A 20449-nucleotide genomic window follows, 5' to 3' on the forward strand; every position below is an offset into this window, starting at 1 on the left:
CGGAGAATCCCTCCCCGGCGGAGGAGCCACTAACCACGACGCCCGCCGAAAGGCCGGACCTTGACCACGCGGGAGCCGGGTGGACGGGGCCGGTCCAGTCCGGGGAGCGGCATCCCCCGATTACCCGGCCCCACCCCTTCGGCTACCGCTGGGTCAGATACAGCATCAGAGCGGAGATGACGGCTCCGGCCACGCCCTCGATGGCGTGGGCGGCGGTGAAGCGGGCGTACTTCCTGAGCCACGAGCGCCGTGACTTCCCGGGAACACGCGGGAGGGAGGGCTCGTCCTCCGCACGGTCCTTCATGGGCTTCTCCCTGGTGGATGGCGGGTGGTGCGTGGTCGGTAGTGGGGCGGCCGCTCGGTCAGTGCCCCGCGCACCCCACGGACAGCGGGGCCTGCGGCTCGGCGAACTGCTGGAGCTCGGGCCCGGAGCGCGCCAGCAGCCAGACGGGGTCCGGAAGCGGGGCGCCGGGGGCCGGGTTGGGCAGATGCCGGCGCGGTGAGTAGCCCAGGGCGGTGGCGATGGTGCGCCACAGCCGTGCGTCGATGAAGTTGTCGTCGGCCGCGTGATGGATCGCCAGACAATGGGCGGAGAGCTGGTCCTCGGCGCCGGCGGCGAACCGCCACCAGAAGACCGCCGCCTCGTGGCGGTTGATCGAGTAGAGCAGGCACGCGAACGTCCGGGCGCCGGCCGCGTCGTAGTCCTGGGCGAACTTCTCCAGGCGGCCCATGTGCCCCCCGCGCAGGACCGACTCGCAGAGGGTACGCAGATGCCGGCGCAGCTCCTCCGGGCCGGCCGTGGGGCCGGGGAACGGCCGGGGCCGCGGCCGCCGGGGCAGCGGCCGCGCCCGGCCGGGGCGTGCCGGGGCCGGACCGCGCTCGTGCCGTCCTTCGGGGACCGGCCGGGCCGGGGGCGTCTGCCCCTGCGCCTCGGCGATCCGCTCGGCCAGTCGGCGAGTGAAGGCTTCAGGATCGTGGTCGGCCAGTACGCGACCCACCTCATCGGCTTCGGCCTGCAGAATGTCTTCGATGGTCACGACGGTTCTCCTTCCTGATCGTGCCGGAGATAGCAGGCCGCCAGGTCCTTGGCGAGCTGGCGGCCGCGGGAGTAGTAGGTGCGCGCCGTGCCGGGGGTGATGCCGAGGGTCTCGGCGATCTCCTCATAGCTCAGCTGCGCCACGCGGAGCCGGACGCAGTCGGCCTGGACCGGTTCGCGCCGGGCCAGTTCGTCCATGGCGCGGTCGAGGGCGTCGTAGGTGCCCAGGTGCAGGATCTGGTCGACGCAGGACTGATAGAGCCCGGCTTCCGCGGCAGCGGCCTGTTCGCGGCGGGCCACCCGGTTGCGCGAGCGGATGTGGTCCTTGATGGCGTCCCGCAGGATCCGCAGGCCCAGGGCCCGGTAGTTGCTATGGGCCAGGAACTCGTCCCATTTCGCATGGATCTTCATCCCGGCTATCTGGACCACGTCTTCGGCGTCCTGACGGTGCCGCAGCATCTGTATCGCGTAGCCGAGGTAGCCCTGTTGCACCTCCTTGAAGAAGGCGGTGAAGTCGACCCGGAGCCGGCCCATCGGGTCGGGGCGCAACTGCTGTCCGTCTCCGTAATCGCTCACCGGGCCGCCGTCCCTCGGCCTGCCACGGGCGGGCGGACGGCACCCGGGTGGACCCGCGTACGAAGATCACGTTCGCAACTCCACCGGCTTCCGCGGAACGGCGGGCGCAAGGTGCTGGAGGCCGGCGGCCGGCAGGTCCGCGAGGCGGTGTGGGTGCGCTCGCGCACACGGGCGCGGCGCACGGCCGGAGTCGTCCTGGCCGTGCCGCCCATGGCCGGCGCGTTCCAGGGCCACTGGTGGTCCACTGCCTCTCCTTTCGAGGTTCCACGGTCAACTCCCCGACATCCGGGCGACGTCGAGGAGACCGCTTGCTTGTCCGTAAACCGTTCGCGAAGCCGAAATTGTTAATCAGATCCAGGGATGACATATGACGGCCCGCAGTCGGATGCTCACGTTGAGCTTCTGACCTGCGGCGTTGGGGAAAGCGTGACGCGGCAGAGTGGCGCGGATCACATGCCCGTACGGGGCGTGCGGTCGGGGTCGGCCGGCCGACCGGAGGAACTGCCGCGGCTGCGGCCCCGGTATGACTTGCCACCCGCCGGGGTGAGCGCCCTCGCGTTCTCCCGCAGCAGCCGTCGTGGCGGCGCTATCAACGCTTGGTGACGGAGACGACTGTCCGCGCCCGCCCGGCCGTTACCCCCGCACCGCCGAGTTGACGACATCAGCGCGCGTTCACCCACCGGACCCACGAAGGCAAGGAAGTCCGCCATGCCCCCCGAGCCCGCACTCCTCGTCCTCGACCCCCACGGCGCCGACCCGGACGCCGAAATCCGCGCGCTGCACTCCCTGGGGCCTGCGGCCCGCGTCGATGTCCTCGGCGTCACCGCGTGGGCCGTCAGCGAACCCGACCTGCTGAGAGAGCTGCTGACCAGCCCGGACGTCTCCAAGGACGCCCGGCAGCACTGGCCGCGCTTCGAGGAGGTCAGCGGGACCTGGCCACTCGCCTTGTGGGTCACGGTGCAGAACATGTTCACCGCGTACGGCAGCGAGCACCGACGGCTGCGCCGCCTGGTGGCACCCGCCTTCACCGCACGCCGCGTGGCCGCGCTCGCCGGGCACATCGAGGCCGTCGTCACCGGCCTGCTCGACGACCTGGCGGCCACCGCACCCGGCGAGCCGGTCGACCTGCGGGAGCGTTTCGCCTACCCGCTGCCGATCCAGGTCATCAGCCACCTCATGGGGCTGCCCCCGAACCAGCGCGAGGGCTTCCGCGACGTCGTCGACGGGGTGTTCGCCACCACGCTCACGCCCGAAGAGTCGGCGGCGAACACAGCGCGCCTCTACACCGTGCTCGACCGGCTCATCGCCACCAAACGGGCCGAGCCGGGCGAGGACATGACCTCGCTGCTCATCGCCGCGCGGGACGAGGAGGGCGAGGAATCGGCGCTGTCCGACGACGAGTTGCGCGACACCCTCCTGCTGGTGATCTCGGCAGGGTACGAGACCACCGTCAACCTGATCGATCAGGCCGTCGCCGCGCTGCTGACCCACCCCGAGCAGCTCGCCCATGTCCGTGCCGGCCGCGCCGGCTGGGCCGATGTGGTGGAGGAGACCCTGCGTCTGAAACCGGCCGTCAAGCACCTGCCGCTGCGCTTCGCCGTGCGTGACATTCCGCTGCCCGACGGACAGGTCATCCCCGCGGGCGAAGCGATCCTCGCCTCGTACGCCGCGGCCAACCGCCACCCCGGCCGGCACGGCGCCCGCGCCGCCGCCTTCGACCTCACCCGCACCGCACCGGGACCGGAACACCTGGCGTTCGGCCACGGTGTCCACTACTGCCTGGGGGCATCGCTGGCCCGCCTCGAAGCCGTCACCGCGCTGCGGGCCCTGTTCGCACGCTTCCCCGAGGCCGAACTTGCGGTAGCCGCCGAGGAGTTGGAGCCGGTGCCTTCGCTGCTCACCTACGGGCACAAGCGCCTGCCGGTCCGGCTGCGGCCCGCCGTCTGACGGGCCGCAGCCGGATCCGGAACGCCTCGCCCCGGGTGGGCGGACCGACCTCGTCCGCCCGCCCGGGGTTCCCGACGCCGGCCCCCTTACGCGGTCGCCGCCGGTCCCCGCGCGACGGTGGCGTGGTCACCGCTCACACGTAGGTGTAGCCGCCGGGGACGAGGGTGCTGCCGCCTGGCGTGGTGACCACGACCGGCACATTCCCGAGCGCTCCGGGCGGGGTGAAGCCCACCAGGGACGACCCCGCGGCATTCGACGAGACCCCCGTCGCCGGCACCCCGTTGAAGGTGACCGACGCCCCGTTCAGATTGCTCCCCGAGATCACAAACGCCGTACCACCCGCCGTACTCCCCGACGGCGGCGAGATGGACGTGGCCACGGGCGGGGGCGGCGGCGTGTAGGTGTAACCGCCGGGGACGGTGGTACTGCCGCCTGGCGTGGTGACCACGACCGGCACGTTGCCGACCGCTCCGGGCGGGGTGAAGCCCACCAGGGACGACCCCGCGGAGTTCACCGAAACCCCCGTCGCCGGCACCCCGTTGAAGGTGACCGACGCCCCGTTCAGATTGCTCCCCGAGATCACAAACGCCGTACCACCCGCCGCGCTCCCCGACGGCGGCGAGATCGACACCGCCACGGGCGGGGGTGCGGTGTAGGTGAACCCGCCGGGGACGAGGGTGCTGCCGGACGGTGTGGTGACCACGACCGGCACATTGCCGACGGGGCCGGGCGGTGTGTTTCCGGTGAGCAGGGTGCCCGCGGCATTGACGGACACTCCGGTGGCCGGCACGCCGTTGAAGGTGACCGTCGCCCCGGTGAGGCCGGTCCCGGTGATGGCGAACGCGGTGTTGCCGGTGGTGGGGCCGCTGTTGGGCACGAGAGAGGTGACGGTCGGGCCCGCCGGCGGGACGTACGTGTAATACACCGGGTTGGACGTGCCTCTGGGTGTGGTGGCGACGATCTGGACGACGCCCGCCGCGTGCGGCGGTGCGATCACGGTGATCCAGTTGCCGTAGGGGTCGACGGCGACGATGGTGGCGGGGATGCCGCCGAAGGTGACCAGGCTTGCGCCCTGCAGACCCGTCCCGGTGAGCTGGACGGTGTTTCCTCCCATGGTCGGGCCCGAGTTGGGGGTGGCCTCGAAGAGTCTCGGATATCTGGGCCAGTTCCCCCCGCCTCCGTCCCCGCCGGGCCAGGAACCCGTGGACTGCGCAATTGCTGCCTGCTGTACGACTGCGGACATGGCTTCTCCCTGGGCAGCCCCGCTTCGTTTCCGCACACGAGCCCTTTCGTGAACGGATCTGTCCGGAGCGGAAATTGCTGCCGTCGAATGGTGGATGCCTGCGACAGTAAGGTTCCCGACAGTTCGGAAAAAGGCGCGTACGTGACAGCAATGGTGCGTTCGGCGATCAAAATGACAATACGTAGATGAGCGTCACTCCCGCATTCTGCAACGGCGCGCGCCGTTATTCCGCGGCCCCCTCATTCGAGCCTCCCAGGAGGCTATTTCGCCGCCCCGCCTGTGGACTTCATGCGCGCGGCCCGGGGACGCGCGCCGCACGTCCCCGGGCCTGATCGTGCTCCTCAGCCCCGGTCCCACGGGGCCTGTCGATTAAGGCTGGTGGTAAATGGTGGCGGCCCAGGCGGCCTTCCAGCCCCCGTCGCCGAACTGGAGGTTGACGGAACACCGGCCGGTGTCGCCGTCGCAATTCAGGCTGTTCGCCGGCACGGGTGCGACGAGCCTGCCTTCGGCGGACCGGAGCGCCGGATGGAAGATGGTCGCGGGCCAGCTGGCCCGCCAGCGCCCGTCACCGAACATCAGGTTGGCCACACAGGTGCCGTTGTCGCCGTCGCAGTTCAGGCTCGTTGCCGGTACGGGAGCGCGGGAGGCGGACCGGTTCGCCTGGTGGAAGATGGACGCGTCCCACCGGGCCTTCCAATTGTTGTCGCCGAAGCGGAGGTTGGCCGTGCACTTGTAGGTGTCGCCATCGCAGTTGAGCGCGGTCACCGGAACCGGGGCGGCAACGGCCGGGGCGGCCGGCCCGATACCCAGCACCGCGAGGGCGGCGCAGGTGCCGACGATGGTGCGTCGCATAGCCATGTCCTTCCGTCGTGGGCGCACGAAGCGCCCGGTCCGAGAGAAGGATCGGTCGATTCCGTCCGGCGTCACGGCTGCCTCCAGAGGCCTTCAGCAGAAGGTGTGAAGACCCGTACCGGCAAGCGAAACGCGGTCCGCGCGGCCGGCGGAGACCGGTGGTGAACAGCGCGTGCGTGGTGAGCGCGGGGCGTGAAGAGGGCGCATCGCACGGCCCGTCCGGCAGCCGGTGGCCCATGCCGCGGGCACAGTCCGGTGCTTGGACGGCGACGTCGGCGGCGGTGCTTCCGTACGTGTCACGAGGAGGGTGCGGGCGCGGCGCCGGCGGGTAGGTACTCAGGTTCGCGGAGCGCCCCGGCGTGCGGCCGCCCCGGGCCCGCCCGTTCGCTTCCAGGACCGCAGTGCTCAGCCGACCCCGGGCGGGGTCGGCTGAGTCCGTGCGGGCGGCGAGCCGGCGGTCCGGGTGCCCGCTGGTTACGGGGCCATCTCGTACGCCCCGGCCAGCGCTTCGACGCGCTCCCAGACGCGGGCCGAGCGGGCCTCGTCGACGACCGGGCGGCGGACCGCGCCCAGTGCCCAGCGCTGCTGCTCCTCGGTGGCGGAGTCCTTGCCGTGCAGCTCCACGGCGTGCGCGGAGAAGTCCCGGACGAGGACGGCGAACAGCTCGTCGAGCACCTCCTCGTCGAGCCCGGTCAGCTGCGCCTGCTCCAGGATCAGCTGGCCGTGGACGACCAGCGCGAACAGCTGGCCGATGGCCAGGAGGAGATCGAGGTCGCGGCTCTGCGCCTCGTCGGGCGCGGCGGTGGTGACGAACTCGCACAGGGCGTCCGCCTGCTCGCGGAGGCGGCCGACGTTGGGGACGGCGGCATAGGCGTCGTAGGCGGTGCGCCAGTCGTGGAAGCGGATGGCGCCCAGGCCGCGGGCCGGACCCTGCCGGAAGAGGAACGCGTCGTCGGCCGCGTCGAGGCGGGTCGGTACGGGCGGGTACTCGGCCGGGTTCAGCAGGTGGTTGCCCATGAACTTCAGGATCAGCGCGAGGTTGACGTGGACGGTGCCCTCCAGCTTGGGCAGTCCCCGGATCTCGGTGGCCGCCTGGGCGAAGTAGGTGTCCTTCTCGAAGCCCTTGGCCGCGATGACGTCCCACATCAGGTCGATGACCTTCTCGCCCTCGGTGGTCACCTTCATCTTCGTCATCGGGTTGAAGAGCAGGTAGCGGCGGTCGTCCGGACCCGCGGAGCGGAAGTAGTCGACGGCGCGGTCGCTGAACAGCTTCATCCCGATGAGGCGGACGTAGGCGTCGGTCAGCTCGCGGCGCACATGCGGGAACGCGGTGACCGGGCGGCCGTAGAGGATGCGGTTCTGCGCGTGGGTGACGGCCTCGTACATCGCGTGCTCGCAGATGCCGATGGCGCCCGTGCAGAGGTTGAACTTGCCGACGTTGACGGTGTTCAGGGCGGCGTCGAAGGCGGCGCGGCCGGTGTGCAGGATGTCGGCCTCGGTGACCGGGTAGCCGTCGAGGCGGAACTCGCTGACGTACTTCGAGGAGTCGACGACGTTCTTGACCAGGTGGTAGTCCGGGTGGCGGCTGTCGGCGGCGAAGAAGACATAGCCGTCGGGGCCCTCGACATCGGTGCGGCGGCCGAAGACGGAGACGAGTCCGGCGGCGTTGCCGTTGCCGATGTAGTACTTGGATCCGCTGGCGCGGAAGCCGCCGTCGCCGTCCGGCTCCAGCAGCATGTCGGTGGAGTAGATGTCGGCGCCGTGCGCCTTCTCGGACAGGCCGAAGGCGAACACCTCGCCCTGGTCGAGGAGTTCGGCCGCGCGGGTGCGGACGGCGGCGTTGTCGCTCTGCCAGACCGGGCCGAGTCCCAGGATGGTGACCTGCCACGCGTACCAGTAGTCGAGCCCGTAGAAGCCGAAGATCTCGTTGAGGGCGGCGATCCGGGCGGTGTCCCAGCGCTTGTCCTGCTGCCCGTCGGCGGCGAAGGCCGGGGTGAGGAAGGTCGCGAACAGCCCTTCCTTGGTGGAGAACTCCAGGAACTCCGCCAGCCAGGCGCGGGAGCGGTAGTCCTCGATCAGCCTGCGCTTGCCGCGGTTCTCGAACCAGTCGACGGTGGCGCGCAGCAGCCGGCGGGTCTCGGGGTCGAAGTGCGCGGGGTCATAGGTACGCGGGTTGAACAGCAGCGGGTCGGCCATGGTGTTCGCCTTTCCGGTTCGTCGGGGAGGGTGGAAGGTCAAGAGACGTGCGGGCGGTGCCGGTGTGAGCGCGGCGGCCGGGCGGCGCGTGGCTCGTCGGCGCCGGGTTCAGGGCGCGGTGCCGAGCCGGCGGAGGGTGACGAGCACGTCCTCCAGCCAGGCGATGGTCATCCGCTCGTACGCGATGCCGCCGCGCAGCACGACGTGCTGGAGCTCCTGTCCGGCATCGGGGGCCTCAGGGGCGTCCGGTCCGGTGAAGTCCCGCAGTTCGCCCGCGAGATAGTGCGCGAGCCGCTCGGTGTGCTTGTGGTGGTGCCGCTCGACCTCGCGGATCAGTGCGGCCGGGTCGTCGAAGGCCGCCCCGCGGATCTTCACCGCGAGCTCGTGCCGGACGCTCTCCGGTTCGATCGGCTGGTGCAGCCACTCGGCGAGGGCGGCCCGGCCGAGCGCGGCGACGGAGTACTCCTTCTTGTCCGGGCGGGCCTGCTGCGGCACCTCTCGGACATCGATCCAGCCGTCGCTCTCCATGCGCTTGAGAACGCGGTAGATCTGCTGGTGGGTGGCGGTCCAGAAGTAGCCGATGGACCGCTCGAACCGCCGGGCCAGCTCATAGCCGGAGCCCGGCTTCTCCAGCAGGGAGACGAGGATCGCGTGGTCGAGCGCCATGCCCCGATCCTTCTATGCAACGAGTTGCATAAACAAGGGGCCCCGCGCGGGTGAGACGCGGCTCACCCACGCGACCGCGGCGTCCCCACCCCCTCAAGGACGCACCCGCCGCCCGCCGCGCCGTGCGACGATGACGTCTTCGGGGAATCGGGGGAGGCAACGGTGCACAGCACAGGCTCTGGCGCGCCGGAGGCGGGTGCAGCGCCATCCGGCCCACCACAGGCACCGGCCCTTGCGCTGCACCGCGGACTGCTCGACCTGCGCGGCCGGACCGACACCCCGCCGGCCCCCTCGTCCCCGTTCACGCTGGCCTATCCGGCGAACGCCGTGGTCGTGGTGTCCGGCCTGCCGGGCAGCGGCAAGAGCACCCTGCTGCGCCGCGCCCCCGCGCAGGCGACCGTCATCGATCCGCGGGCGGTCCATGTCGCCTGCGAAGCGGTGATGCCGGACTGGTTGCCGTACGGCCTCTACCGGCCCTGGGCGCGGTGGAAGCACATCCGCTGGCTGCACCGGGAACTCCGGGGCGAGGGACCGCTGTTGGTCCACGACTGCGGCAGCCGGCCGTGGGTGCGCCGCTGGATGGCCCGGGCGGCGGGGCGCCGGGGCCGCCCCTTGCATCTGGTCCTGCTGGACGTGGGCAGGGCCGAAGCGCTGTCGGGTCAGGAGTCCCGCGGCCGGCGCGCACCACGACGCGCGTTCGCGCGGCACCACCGGGGCCTGGACCGGCTCCTGCGCCGGCTGTCCGAGGCCGCTGCCGCCGGTCCGCCCCCGGCCGCCGCCCGGCCCGCCGCGGACGAGGTACCCGAGGTCACCGCGGACCGCACACCGCTCCTCGTTCCCCCCTACGTGGCGGAGGCCGCCTCGGTGGTCCTGCTCGGCAGCCCGACCCGGGGCCTTGCAAGATGGGAGTTCGCCCGGCCGCCCCGGTCCGCGCGGCCGGCCGGCAGCGCAACCACACGCCTCCGCTCAGGAACGTGAACCGCTTTCGGCACCTTGGGTGAACCGGTGGCACCTTGCGCTTACGCGTGCCAACCTTCTGTAATCAGCCAGCGGTCATGGCGCTGGCCGGAACAGGGGGATGAGCCATGGCGGAGCGTCCGTTGGGCATTCAAGGGATCGAGGCCCTCTACGAGGAGTGCCGCACCCGCGTACAGGACAACAGGACCGCGCCGACGGGGCCGGGGCTCCCCGCGGTCGTCCTCGTCGGACCGCACGGCAGCGGCAAGACCACCACACTGAAATGGCTCGGCTACCTCGGCTCGCGGCGTCCCCATGTGTACTTCGACTTCGGCTCTGCCGCGCGCCGCCCTCATGAGGTCGCCGGCCGCCTCGCCTACGGGCTGTCCCACCGCCTTCCGCGGCAGACCCCGCTGGTCTTCCCTCGGCTGACGCTCGGCCTGTGCGTGGTGGCCCCCGAGCTGTACCTCAACCCGACGGACCCCGAGCGGGCCAGGAAGCAGCTGCGCCAGGCGCTGCGCGGACCCCAGGAACCCCAGCCCGCGGCCGACCGGGTCGTCGCGGTCGCCGGGCTGCTGCAGGACCTCAACCTCCTCCGGATCCCCGGCATCAGCCTGCTGGCCAGCCTCATCCGGCAGCCGCCCAGCATGCCGCTGCGGGTGACCCGGCACACCGGATTCGCCTGGTACGCCGGTCCGCTGACCGCGATGGACGCCCTGGTCGCACTCAACCAGCTCAGCAAGAGCGAGGACCCGACGGACCGGGCCGCGGTGGACCGGCGGCTGTGCGAGGCGTTCCTGGCCGATCTGCGCGGCGAGTACGCGCGGCGCCAACGCGACCGCAACTGCGTGGTGTTGCTGGACAACATCGATGCTCCCGGCGGGCGGGAGTTCCTCGACCTGCTGATGGAACTCCGGGACGCCGCCGGCGAGCCCGATCCGCTGCTGGCCGTGGCCGCCGCCTCGAACATCGGCCGGGTGCCGGGGATGTTCGCGAACGGCCCGGCGGGCGTGCAGGTCCGCTTCCCCGAACAGGCCGGCTACACCGACTGGGAACGGTCCATTGACCGGTCGCTGCGCGGCTCCCCTTGGCGCTGGTACTGCGTCCAGCTGCGCGGTCTGACGGCCGGGGAGACCACCCAGCTCGGGACGGACCTCGCCACGCGGCTGCCGGAGGCACCGCTGCTCGCCCACCGGTTGACCGACGGGCATCCGTGGAGCGTCCGGCAGCTGCTGACCGCCTCGGCCCGCATCGTGGGCCGCGAGCGACCGGAGGCGCTGTTGCGCGCGGTGCTCACCAGCACCACACCGTCCGCGGCGGACGCCGACGAGGGGCCGTCGCTGGAGGCGAAGGCCCGGGAGTATCTGCTCCACGGTCCGGACGGCGACCGTCAGCGTCTGACCGACGACCAGCATCGTGCGCTCGTCGAGTGCTGTGCCGCCCGCGAGTTCGACGCGGCGTGCGACGCGGGACTGCTCGACCGCTTCCAGGTGCACACCCGCGATTCGCTGGCCCGGGTGGTCGCGACCCGCTTATGGCTGACCGACCCCGTCCCCCAGGATGCCGAGACCCGTGGCGGCCGCGGCTCCGGATATCTGGAAGGGGTCCATCCGAACCCGTTGCGGGGCGGCTCCGTGCTGCACCCCTGGCTCCGCCTGCTGCTACTGCGGGAGCTCGCCGCCAGTCCGGACCGCTGGAACGCCGTCCACAGAAGGCTGCGGACCTGGCACATCGAGCACGGCCATCCGCTGGAAGTGCTGTACCACTCACTGGCGCTGCACCGGGTGGACGATGTCATCGAGCACCTCGCCCTGCGCCTGGTCGAACTCTCCGACACCAATGTCTGGCTGTACGAGCTGTACACCATCACGGCCGCACCGCTGCGGGAACCGGTGCTGCCGGAGCAGTCCGCCACGCTGCGCGCGGAGGAGCTGGCCGCGGAGCTCGCGCCGCGCGCGTTCGCGGCGCACACCCCCCTGACCCTGCTGGTGCTCTCACTGTGGCTGGCGTCCGATCCACGCAATCGGCTGCCCGGCGCCAACCCCGAGCTCAACCGCACCATCAACGCGATGTTCCAGGACCTGGCCATGCGCTCCGTGCCCACCCGGATCGGGCTCATGCACGAGGCCGCGAAGTACGTGTGAGCACACCTGAGCGTTCCCTCCCCTAGGAGCTGGCACCATGCATCTGACCTCGCAACCGGCCGACTCACTCCCCCCGTGGTGGAAAGGGTGGCTGGGTATCGGCGCCCTGGCGCTCTCCCTCGTCCTCCTCGCCGGCGGACTGTGGTATTTCTGGCCCGCCGAGGAGGACACCAGCTGCGCGGCGGGCGTTCCCGGGCTGCAGTGGGTCGGCGAGGGCTCGCAGCGCGAGTGCGTCGGCCTGATGGACAAGACGGCGTACACCTTCGATCCACGGCTCAAGGGGATCATCGACCGGATCGTGCAGGAGAACCAACGGGTCCGTCAGCAGTGGGAGAAGCCCGACAAGGGCAAGAGCCGCGTCCCGTACGTCAAGGTCGCCGTCCTGACGCCCATGACGGACAGCGAAACCAGCGCGCTGCCCATGAAGGAAATACTCACCAGCCTGCAAGGCTCCTTCATCGCGCAGTGCCGGGCGAACGGCTGCCCTCAGCTGCCCCCGTCCCACTCGCTCGGCATCCAGGGCAAGACCCCGCAGATCGAGCTCGTCCTGGCCAACGAGGGCCGCGACGAAACCCATTGGCAGCCGGTGGTGAAACAGCTGTCCGAGCTGACCAAGGGCGAGCATCCACTGGTCGCGGTCACGGGTATGGGCGTCAGCATCCCGGAGACCCAGGCGGCCGCCGACGAACTCAGCCGGCTGAAGATCCCCGCGATCGGCGCAGTGCTGACCGCCACCGATCTCAACTCACCACGTCTGTTCAAGGTGTCCCCGTCCAATGTCGACTACGCCAAGGCACTCCGCCGCTTCCTGACCGGATCCCCGCTGGTGAAGCAGCGCGGCTACCTCGTCTTCGACAGCCGGGACGACAACTACGTCAACACCCTGCGCAAGGCGTTCGACGACGAGTTCGGCGACTACATCGGCCGGCGGCGCGCTTCGTTCGTCGGCTCGACGGGGCACAAGCCCGCCGGCACGCCGAAGCTCTTCTACCGCGCCGTCAACAACATCTGTCTGACCAAGGCGCAAGTGATCTTCTACGCCGGGCGCGACCGCGATCTCGCCGACTTCGTCCGTGCCCTGTCCACCCGCAGCCAATGCGGTCACGACAAGCCGATCACGATCATGACCGGGGCCACCGGCACATTCGCCCAGGGCTCGTCGGTACGGGGGCTGCTCAAGGCCAACAAGATCACCGTTGTCGATGTCTCGGCGACGAGTCCGGACCAGTGGACCAGCGGCGTGCACGCCCCGGCCGGCTTCAAGCCCTTCCTCCAGGCCCTGCGGGATCTGAAGTTCGACGACTCGGTGATGGACGACGGATATGCGATCATGCACCACGACGCCGTACTGACCGCGGTGTGGGCCACCCGCAATGTCACCAGCCAGACGGCCAGCGAGGCGCCCAACGTCCAGGACGTCTACAACGAACTCACCAACCTGCACGACGCGAGCACCGTCCCCGCGGCGAGCGGAGAGCTCAGCTTCGACGACGCGTCCAACGGCTGGCCGCACAACAAGCCGATTCCCGTCATCCAACTCCCCGATCCCCTCAAGGATCCCGAGCCGCCCTATCTGGTGCCGTGACGGCCGGCGGTGGTAGATGAACAGCGACGTGCCGGGCGGCCGGAGTCTGCTGGGCAGGCTCCGCGGTGCGCTCACCTTGTGTGTACTGCTCGGCGGGCTGAGCTGGCGCCGGTGTCCAACGACCGCCATGGTTTCTGGTGGTCCGCGCTCAATGAACTCGCGCTCTTCGCCGCGGCGGGCGTCGCCATCCCGTTCTACTACGACCTGTTCCTGCGGGACGTCGAACGAGGGCGGTTCCTGGGCGAGATGACACGGTTGCTGGACGAAAGGCTGCTCAGCGGGGATTCCGGCCGCGGCCTCACGGTGCGCGCCGAGGGGCGGCCGTCGCCGACGGAGAAGGCCGTGTTCCTGCAGGGCGCCCAAACGGAGGGCGCCCCATAGGCCGGGCCGTCGGCGCGCCGAGACCCCACCGGCTCGGACGGCGGCCTGGTCCGGTACCTTCCGGAGCGGCGGGCGCACCGCCGGCGGCCGTCCGGGAGCGCGCGCCGCCCCCGCATGCAACCACCTCGCAACCTCGCAGGGCGTTCACTGGTTCATTGCCCCGGGCGACCGGAGCCACGGTCCGGTCGGTTCCGAGCCGGTTCCGGGCCCGGATCGCCACCGCCACCGTCCAGCGCCATCACCCCCGTAGAAGCCGGGCAAGAGAGGGACCGCACATGTACCGAACTCGGCGCAAGAATCCGCTGGTCAGCAGCTTCACCATGACATCGGGCCGCTTCTGATGAGCGGCGACGAGCAGGCGACGACCGCCCCGGCCGACGCGGGCGCCTCGCGCATCGCGCTCACCGCGGCCGCGACGGAACTGCTGCGCCTGCTGCACGCTCAGCACGGCCCGCTGATGTTCCACCAGTCCGGCGGCTGCTGCGACGGCAGCGCCCCCATGTGCTACCCGGCCGGGGAATTCCGTACGGGATCGTCGGATGCGCTGCTGGGCCGGCTGTCCGTGGAGGGCGTGCCGGAGCCGGTGGAATTCTGGATGTCGGCGGACCAGTTCGCGCGCTGGCGGCACACGCATCTGACGGTGGACGTCGTACCGGGGCGGGGCAGCGGCTTCTCCCTGGAGGCGCCGGAGGGGGTGCGTTTCCTGATCCGCTCGCGGCTGTTCACCGAGGAGGAACAGGCGCGTCTCGGCGACTGAGGCCGACCGGACCGGGCGGGCGGCCGGGCAGCCAGCGCTGGGCAGGGCGCCCGGAGGTGCTGGTCGACGAGCCCAGGGAAACAGAGTGAGGCCCCACGCACGGGGGAGAGCGTGGGGCCTCACCCCGTTAAACGGTTGGGAGCCCGCGCAGGTTCCCCCAGGGTGCAGATTTCGCAAGAAAATTCTGTGTGCGGCGCGATGGGCACGGCGCGGCGCAGCAGCGAGGGCGGCGACCGGTCCCGGCCTCCCCCTCGCCGGTCAGCTTTCCCGCTGCACCAGCCGTTCCAGCATCTCCTGGAACTCCGCGTCCGCCACCACCCGCAGCCCGTTGCCGTCCGGCTCGCTCAGCGGGGTCATCACCCCGCGGCGCCACCAGAACACCCTGGGGCTGATGGCCCCCGCCGCGTCCTCGTGACCGGCCGCCGCGAACTGCGCCATGGCCTGCAGTGCCGGGATGACCCGGGCGTCGTGGATGCGGTGGAACGCCAGCTGGTGCCGGAACGGCACGGCGACCAGCGCACCGTCCGGCGTGAGCCCGGTGCCCATGAGCCGCTCCACCAGCTCGTCCAGGACCAGGACCCGGCTCGCGGTGAAGAAGGAGTCGCCGAGCAGCACCTCGAACGCGGAGCCGTCACCGCGCCGCACGGTCTCATGCCCCTCGACCGGCAGCGCCCGCAGATTGTTCATCGCCCGGATCCGCAGCTCGGCCACGTCCCCGAAGTCCGTCAGCGAGTCCTCGCTCAGCATCTGCACCGCCTCGGGCAGATCGAGGGCGAGTACCTCCCGCAATCCCGGCGCCGGGGCCCGGCCGTAGCGGAAGGAGTCCGAGGCGGGCAGCGTCTCCTGGGCGACGACACGGGGGTAGAGGCAGGCCCGGATCTCGTCCTCGCTGAGGATCTCCAGCGGCTGCGGGCCGTCCATCGTACGGAGCACCTTGCCGACGTGGTCCCGGATCAGCGCGGGCCAGCTGCGCTCACCGCGCCGGTCGCGATGGCAGACCGCGGCGAGGTTGCCCAGCCCGAACTGCCGGCCCGCGGAGTCGGTGACCACGCCCGCGTACGCGGTGACTTCGAGCCCGTGCTCGGCGAAGGCCTGCCGGACCTGTGATCTGAAGAGGCCGCCCTCGCGCTCGGAGAAGAAGCTGAACTCCCCGTCGCGTGCCAGGTCGCGGGGATCCCGCTTCGGTCCTCGGCGGAACAGGCCCATCTCTTCCTCCCGGCAGCGGCCACGCTCAACGGCCATGAATGGGCCGATCGTAACGGGTTGCGGCGCCGGCCTCGTCGCCCTGCCGCCGGTGCTGCTCACCGCTGTGACCGGCGCAGGGAGACGAGGTGAAGGGGACGGGAGGGGGAACCGGGGGTGGGAGGGGCGGCCGGGTCAGCCGCCGATGGTGACGTCGATGCAGGCGTAGAAGGCATTCGCGGTGTCGGCGATGTTCCAGACCGCGAGGATCTTCTGCCGTCCGGTGAGGCCACCGAAGTCCACGGTGTGCGAGACCGTCTCGGGCGGCCGCGCACCACCGTCGTTGAACTCGGCGACCTTCTTGCCTCCGGCGAAGTACTGCCAGGTGCTGGTGGCATGACGGGCGGTCAGTCGCCAGGTGAAGGTCTGCGCACGGCCGATCGGGGTGACCTGCCAGCCCTTGGCGTCGTCGTCGAGTTCGGCGAATCTGCTGTTGCCGCCGCTGCAACTGGTCAGCCCCTTGGGGCCTTCGACGCTCTGCGGCTCCCACTTGATCGCGCCGCATTCGATGGTGCCCGCCGCACACTGCGCCTGCCTGCTCGGCGGCGAGGACACATAACCGTGCGCGCTCGCCGGGCTGACCGGCATGGTGACGACGAGCAATGGAGCGATGCCCGCACCGATGGCGAGGGACAGCCTTCTTTTCTTGTGCATGTCAACCCTTTCGCGAGGGAGGCCGCCCACACAAGAGCTGCGGACCGACGCCGCCGACGGCGCCGAAAGACGGAGGACAGATGGGGGATGCTGCCGAATGCCGAATGTCCGCCCGGGGAGGCCTCGTTGAGGGGGGATGGGTGACGCGAGGGTGTAACCAATTGGTCTAGACTTTACTGCGTGACCGAGTACGGTCAAGGGGTGCGGCAGTGGAGAGAGCGCACCGGAAAGGAAGCCCCAACGGACGGTTCCTGTAGCGATTTTGATGGGGCATCAGCCACTTCCAGGGCGGACGCCTCGACCCCCGCTGTCGAGCTGGGGCAAGGCGGCGCGCGCCGGCCCCGGTCAGCTCCCGGCGATGACGTCGGCCGGGACGCTGGACCCCCGTACGACCAACTGCGGCGCGAGCCGGACCGTGCGCCGTGATGCCGGGTCCGCGTCGGCCGGGGGCCGGCTCAGCAGGCGGGCGGCCTCGGCGGCGAGTTCACCGACCGGCTGGCGGACGGTGGTCAGCGCCGGGTCGGCGAGGCCCGCGAGCGGGATGTCGTCGAAGCCGGTGACGGCGATCTCCCCGGGCACGTCCGCGCCCAGCTGCCGCAGGCGTTGCAGCGCACCGGCCGCGATCAGGTCGTTGGCACAGATCAGGGCGTCCGGCCGGGACGGCCAGATGCGGTCGGCGGCGGCCCGGCCCCACGCCACCGAGAAGTCACCGAGCTCGACCCGCCCGGGGGCGGTGGGATCCAGGGCCGCGGCTCCCGCCTCGTACGCCGCGCGCCGCTCGACCGCCGCCGACGCGGTCCCGGCCGCCCCCACGAAGCAGGGGCGTCGGCGGCCGGTGGCCGCCAGGTGATCGAGTACCAGCGCCATACCGGCCGCGTTGTCGACGGCGACCGAGTCGGCGACGCCGGGGCCGCATCCGCGGTCGAGCAGTACGAGGGGCACCTGGGCGGCCGCGGCTGCCACCGCCTCCCGGCTGCGCCGCTCATCGACGGGTATCAGGAGCAGGGCGTCGACCTGCCGGCCGAGGAACGCGCCGATCCGGGCCGCCTCGGTGACCGGGTCGTCGTCGCAGTCGGCGAGGAGCACGGCCCGGCCCTCGGCGTGCAGGGCATGTTCCAGCTCCCGGACCAGGGAGGGGAAGAACGGGTTGGTGATCTGCGGCAGCACCAGCCCGACGGTGCCGGTGGTGCGGCTGCGCAGGGCGCGGGCCGCGTGGTTGGGCCGGTAGCCCAGGCGCTCGGCGGCCGCGCGGACGGTGCGTGCGGTCTCGGCACCGACCGGGCGGGTGCCGGCCAGGACGCGCGAGACCGTGGCGATGGAGCAGCCCGAGGCCAGCGCGACCTCCCGCAACGTGACTTCGGCCACCGTCTCCCGGCTCCCTTCGTCCGGCCCGCCCGAACCGGAGGGAGCATACGCGCCTTTGAACTGCTGGCAATCGTTGTCCCATGAGAGCGGGATCTCCTGGTCATCCCGCCCTCCTTTCGTCCCGAAAACATGTAGTTGGTCAGAGATTGAACCGTTGACAACCGGCAGGTCCATGGGCCAAGTTTCCGGAGAACGTTTTCCCATGCTGCTCGCTCGCCGGCTGACTCCCCCGCCCGGGCTCGCCATGGGGTGACCGCCGGACGCGCTGTGCGCCGGAGCCCATGTCGGCCCGCACACACCACCACTCCGCGCTGCCTTTCCACGCAGCCGAGCAAGCAGAGCAAAGGGGCTCTTCCGTTGGCCAGAAAGATCATCCTCGACTGCGACCCGGGGCATGACGATGCGATCGCCATGCTCCTGGCACATGGCAATCCCGATGTCGAGCTGGTCGCCGTGACGACCGTGGTCGGGAACCAGACGCTGGAGAAGGTGACCCGCAACGCCCTGTCCGTGGCACGGATCGCCGGGATCACCGGCGTCCCCTTCGCCGCCGGCTGCCCGCGTCCGCTGGTACGGGCCATCGAGACGGCGCCGGACATCCACGGCGAGACCGGTCTGGACGGCCCGGACCTGCCCGAGCCGGCCTTCGAGCTGGACCGCCGGCACGCGGTGGACCTGATCATCGACACGGTGATGTCCCACGAGCCCGGTGAGATCACCATCGTTCCGACCGCCGGCCTGACCAACATCGCGCTGGCCGTGCGCAAGGAGCCGCGGATCGCCGAGCGGGTCCGCGAGGTCGTGCTGATGGGCGGCGGCTACCACGAGGGCAACTGGAGCGCGGTCGCCGAGTTCAACATCATCATCGACCCCGAGGCCGCGCACATCGTCTTCAACGAGCGCTGGCCGGTCACCATGGTCGGGCTCGATCTGACCCACCAGGCGCTGGCCACCCCCGAGGTCGACGCCAGGATCGCCGCGGTCGGCACCCGCCCGGCCAGGTTCGTCGGGGAACTCCTGGACTTCTTCCGCGAGGCCTACCGCGAGAACCAGGGCTTCGACCACCCGCCGGTGCACGACCCGTGCGCGGTCGCCTACGTCATCGACCCCGACGTGATGACCGTGCGCAAGGCCCCGGTGGACATCGAGCTGCGCGGCGCGCTGACGGTCGGGATGACCGTGACGGACTTCCGTGCGCCCGCCCCGGCCGACTGCACCACCCAGGTCGCGGTCAAGCTCGACCACGAGCGGTTCTGGAACCTCGTCGTGGACGCGCTCGAGCGGATCGGTGACGTCGAGGCATGAGCGTTTCCACCTCTCAGCGCCCCGCCGGGGCGACGGCCGGCGGCTCCGGTGTCCGCATAGGCGTGCTGGTCACCGCGCTGCTCGCGGCCTGCTTCGCCTTCCAGCTCAACGCCAGCATGCTCAGCCCCGCGCTGAAGAACATCGAGGACTCCCTCGGCGCCAGCTCGGCGGAGATCGGCCTGACCCAGACCGCGTTCTTCACCTCGGCGGCGCTGTTCTCGCTGTTCCTCCCGCGGCTGGGCGATGTCATCGGCCGCCGCCGGGTGCTGGCCGGAATGCTCGGCCTGATGGTCGTCGGCTGTGTCGTCGCGGCGCTGGCGAGCAGCGTGCCGATGCTGTTCGCCGGGCGCATCATCCAGGGCGTCAGCGGTCCGGTCGTCCCGCTGTGTCTGATCATGCTGCGGGTGGAGGTGCGGGAGCCCAAGCGCTACGGCACCCTGCTCGGCGTGATCACCGCGGTCAACGGCGGTATCGCCGGGGTCGACTCGCTCGCGGGCGGCTACCTCGCCGACCGGCACGGCTTCGGCTCGGTCTTCTGGGCGATGGCGGCGGTCGCGGCCGTGGCCACCGTCCTGGTCGCCACGCTCACCCCCGAGTCCAAGGCACCCGTCGCCGGCCGGATGGACTGGCCCGGTGTCGCGCTGCTGGTGCTCTCGGTCGGCTCGCTGCTGACCGCGCTCAACGAGGCGGGCAAGCTCGCCGCCGCCAACTGGCCGCTGATCGCCGTCCTTCTCGTGGTCGCCGCGGCCGCCTTCGCCCTCTTCTGGCGGACCGAGAACCGCAGCGGACACCCGCTGGTCGCCACCCGGCACCTCAAGCAGCGGGCGACCTGGGCGACCCTGCTGACCACCGTGCTCACCATGACCGGCGTCTTCGCCGTCATGAACGGGCTGATCCCGGCCTTCGCCCAGGACGCCCAGGCCGGCCTCGGGATGAGCGCCGAGCAGTCCGCCTGGTGGACGCTGTCCCCGTACGCGCTCGCCGGACTGGCCATGGGCCCGCTGGCCGGCCGGCTCGCCGCCACCTTCGGCTACGGCCGGGTGCTGCGGCTGGGCCTGGCCGGTTCGGTGGCGACGGTCGTGCTGATGCTGCTCACGATGCACAGCCACTCGCAGCTCCTGCTGCTGGTGACGTCCATCCTGGTGGGCATCGCCTACGCGGGCGTGGCGAACATCGTCCTCAACGGGCTGGGCATCGTCCTCTCCCCCGCCGAGAACCCGGGCTTTCTGCCCGGCCTGAACGCGGGTGCGTTCAACCTCGGCGCGGGGCTGAGCTTCGCGGTGCTCTACGCCGTCAAGACGGCGGCCACGCCGACGGATCCGGCGTCGTCCGGCGGCTACACCGCGGGCATGATCGCGGGCGTGGTCATCCTGGCCGCGGCCATCGCCACGTCGTTCCTGATCCCGAAGCCGGTGACGGCGGAGGCACAGAGCTAGGCCGTATCAGCAAAGCCGCGCAACACGCCGCCCGCCGCCCGCCGCCCGCCGACCGGTTTCCGGTCGGCGGGCGGTCGCATGACGGTGGCGCGACGCCTCGTCCGGTC

18 protein-coding genes are annotated in these 20449 nt (G+C 71.2%); 8 read left to right on the plus strand and 10 right to left on the minus strand.

Annotation, left to right across the window (positions count from 1 at the left end):
- Positions 1 to 142: 142 nt before the first annotated feature.
- The 3 genes from CPH93_RS35660 to CPH93_RS03565 are packed head-to-tail and all read right to left on the minus strand — an operon-like array spanning position 143 to position 1612.
- Entirely contained in the window at positions 143 to 304 is a 162-nt protein-coding gene (locus CPH93_RS35660; RefSeq protein WP_159032282.1) for a hypothetical protein, read from the minus strand.
- A gap of 58 nt (positions 305 to 362) precedes the next feature.
- Positions 363 to 1037, minus strand: a complete 675-nt coding sequence (locus CPH93_RS03560; RefSeq protein WP_096211908.1) for a hypothetical protein — start codon at positions 1035 to 1037, stop codon at positions 363 to 365.
- Positions 1034 to 1612 (minus strand): RNA polymerase sigma factor, encoded by a 579-nt coding sequence (locus CPH93_RS03565; protein WP_159394957.1) that lies wholly within the window; start codon positions 1610 to 1612, stop codon positions 1034 to 1036. Before CPH93_RS03565 ends, CPH93_RS03560 begins: the two co-directional genes overlap by 4 nt.
- A 708-nt stretch (positions 1613 to 2320) precedes the next feature.
- Between CPH93_RS03565 and CPH93_RS03570 the strand changes: the two genes are divergently transcribed.
- Positions 2321 to 3559 (plus strand): cytochrome P450 family protein, encoded by a 1239-nt coding sequence (locus tag CPH93_RS03570; RefSeq protein WP_096211910.1) that lies wholly within the window; start codon positions 2321 to 2323, stop codon positions 3557 to 3559.
- Between the two features lie 133 nt (positions 3560 to 3692).
- Here CPH93_RS03570 and CPH93_RS03575 read toward each other — a convergent pair whose 3' ends face one another.
- The 4 genes from CPH93_RS03575 to CPH93_RS03590 form a co-directional block, all read right to left on the minus strand.
- Complete coding sequence (locus CPH93_RS03575; RefSeq protein ID WP_096211911.1) at positions 3693 to 4802, minus strand: IPT/TIG domain-containing protein; 1110 nt, start codon at positions 4800 to 4802, stop codon at positions 3693 to 3695.
- A 369-nt stretch (positions 4803 to 5171) separates the two neighbouring features.
- Positions 5172 to 5654, minus strand: coding sequence for a hypothetical protein (locus CPH93_RS03580; protein WP_093487162.1), 483 nt, complete (start codon positions 5652 to 5654; stop codon positions 5172 to 5174).
- A 474-nt stretch (positions 5655 to 6128) separates the two neighbouring features.
- Positions 6129 to 7850 carry an acyl-CoA dehydrogenase family protein gene (locus CPH93_RS03585; RefSeq protein ID WP_096211912.1) on the minus strand — a complete coding sequence of 574 codons (1722 nt, stop codon included), beginning with the start codon at positions 7848 to 7850 and terminating at the stop codon, positions 6129 to 6131.
- Positions 7851 to 7958: 108 nt separating this feature from the next.
- Positions 7959 to 8516 (minus strand): PadR family transcriptional regulator, encoded by a 558-nt coding sequence (locus CPH93_RS03590; protein WP_096211913.1) that lies wholly within the window; start codon positions 8514 to 8516, stop codon positions 7959 to 7961.
- 162 nt (positions 8517 to 8678) lie between these two features.
- On the opposite strand from CPH93_RS03590, the gene CPH93_RS03595 reads away from it, so the two are divergent.
- From CPH93_RS03595 to CPH93_RS03615, 5 genes are all read left to right on the plus strand, one after another.
- Positions 8679 to 9494: an AAA family ATPase gene (locus CPH93_RS03595; protein WP_231977168.1), complete on the plus strand. Its 816-nt coding sequence runs from the start codon at positions 8679 to 8681 to the stop codon at positions 9492 to 9494.
- Positions 9495 to 9601: 107 nt separating this feature from the next.
- The gene (locus tag CPH93_RS03600) at positions 9602 to 11617 is read left to right on the plus strand and encodes a hypothetical protein (protein WP_093487156.1); all 2016 of its coding nucleotides are present in this window, start codon (positions 9602 to 9604) and stop codon (positions 11615 to 11617) included.
- Between the two features lie 37 nt (positions 11618 to 11654).
- A complete protein-coding gene (locus tag CPH93_RS03605) occupies positions 11655 to 13202 on the plus strand; it encodes an ABC transporter substrate-binding protein (protein ID WP_096211914.1) in 1548 nt (515 codons plus the stop codon).
- A gap of 111 nt (positions 13203 to 13313) precedes the next feature.
- A complete protein-coding gene (locus CPH93_RS03610) occupies positions 13314 to 13583 on the plus strand; it encodes a hypothetical protein (RefSeq protein WP_096211915.1) in 270 nt (89 codons plus the stop codon).
- A 340-nt stretch (positions 13584 to 13923) separates the two neighbouring features.
- A complete protein-coding gene (locus CPH93_RS03615; RefSeq protein ID WP_096211916.1) occupies positions 13924 to 14340 on the plus strand; it encodes a DUF779 domain-containing protein in 417 nt (138 codons plus the stop codon).
- Positions 14341 to 14598: 258 nt separating this feature from the next.
- Here the strand turns inward: CPH93_RS03615 and CPH93_RS03620 are convergent, their stop codons facing one another.
- The 3 genes from CPH93_RS03620 to CPH93_RS03630 form a co-directional block, all read right to left on the minus strand.
- On the minus strand, positions 14599 to 15546 hold the full coding sequence (locus CPH93_RS03620) for a hypothetical protein (protein WP_093487148.1): 948 nt from the start codon (positions 15544 to 15546) through the stop codon (positions 14599 to 14601).
- Positions 15547 to 15717: 171 nt separating this feature from the next.
- Positions 15718 to 16236 carry a lytic polysaccharide monooxygenase auxiliary activity family 9 protein gene (locus CPH93_RS03625; protein ID WP_096211917.1) on the minus strand — a complete coding sequence of 173 codons (519 nt, stop codon included), beginning with the start codon at positions 16234 to 16236 and terminating at the stop codon, positions 15718 to 15720.
- A gap of 345 nt (positions 16237 to 16581) precedes the next feature.
- Positions 16582 to 17601 carry a LacI family DNA-binding transcriptional regulator gene (locus CPH93_RS03630; RefSeq protein WP_096211918.1) on the minus strand — a complete coding sequence of 340 codons (1020 nt, stop codon included), beginning with the start codon at positions 17599 to 17601 and terminating at the stop codon, positions 16582 to 16584.
- Between the two features lie 357 nt (positions 17602 to 17958).
- Between CPH93_RS03630 and uriH the strand changes: the two genes are divergently transcribed.
- Positions 17959 to 18906: a uridine-preferring nucleoside hydrolase UriH gene (gene uriH, locus CPH93_RS03635; protein WP_096211919.1), complete on the plus strand. Its 948-nt coding sequence runs from the start codon at positions 17959 to 17961 to the stop codon at positions 18904 to 18906.
- The gene (uriT, locus tag CPH93_RS03640) at positions 18903 to 20342 is read left to right on the plus strand and encodes a uridine transporter UriT (protein ID WP_096211920.1); all 1440 of its coding nucleotides are present in this window, start codon (positions 18903 to 18905) and stop codon (positions 20340 to 20342) included. Before uriH ends, uriT begins: the two co-directional genes overlap by 4 nt.
- The last annotated feature ends 107 nt before the right edge of the window (positions 20343 to 20449 follow it).

Origin of the sequence: Streptomyces sp. 2323.1 (assembly GCF_900221035.1) — a bacterium.
In the GTDB taxonomy this organism is placed as follows: Bacteria; Actinomycetota; Actinomycetes; order Streptomycetales; family Streptomycetaceae; genus Streptomyces; species Streptomyces sioyaensis.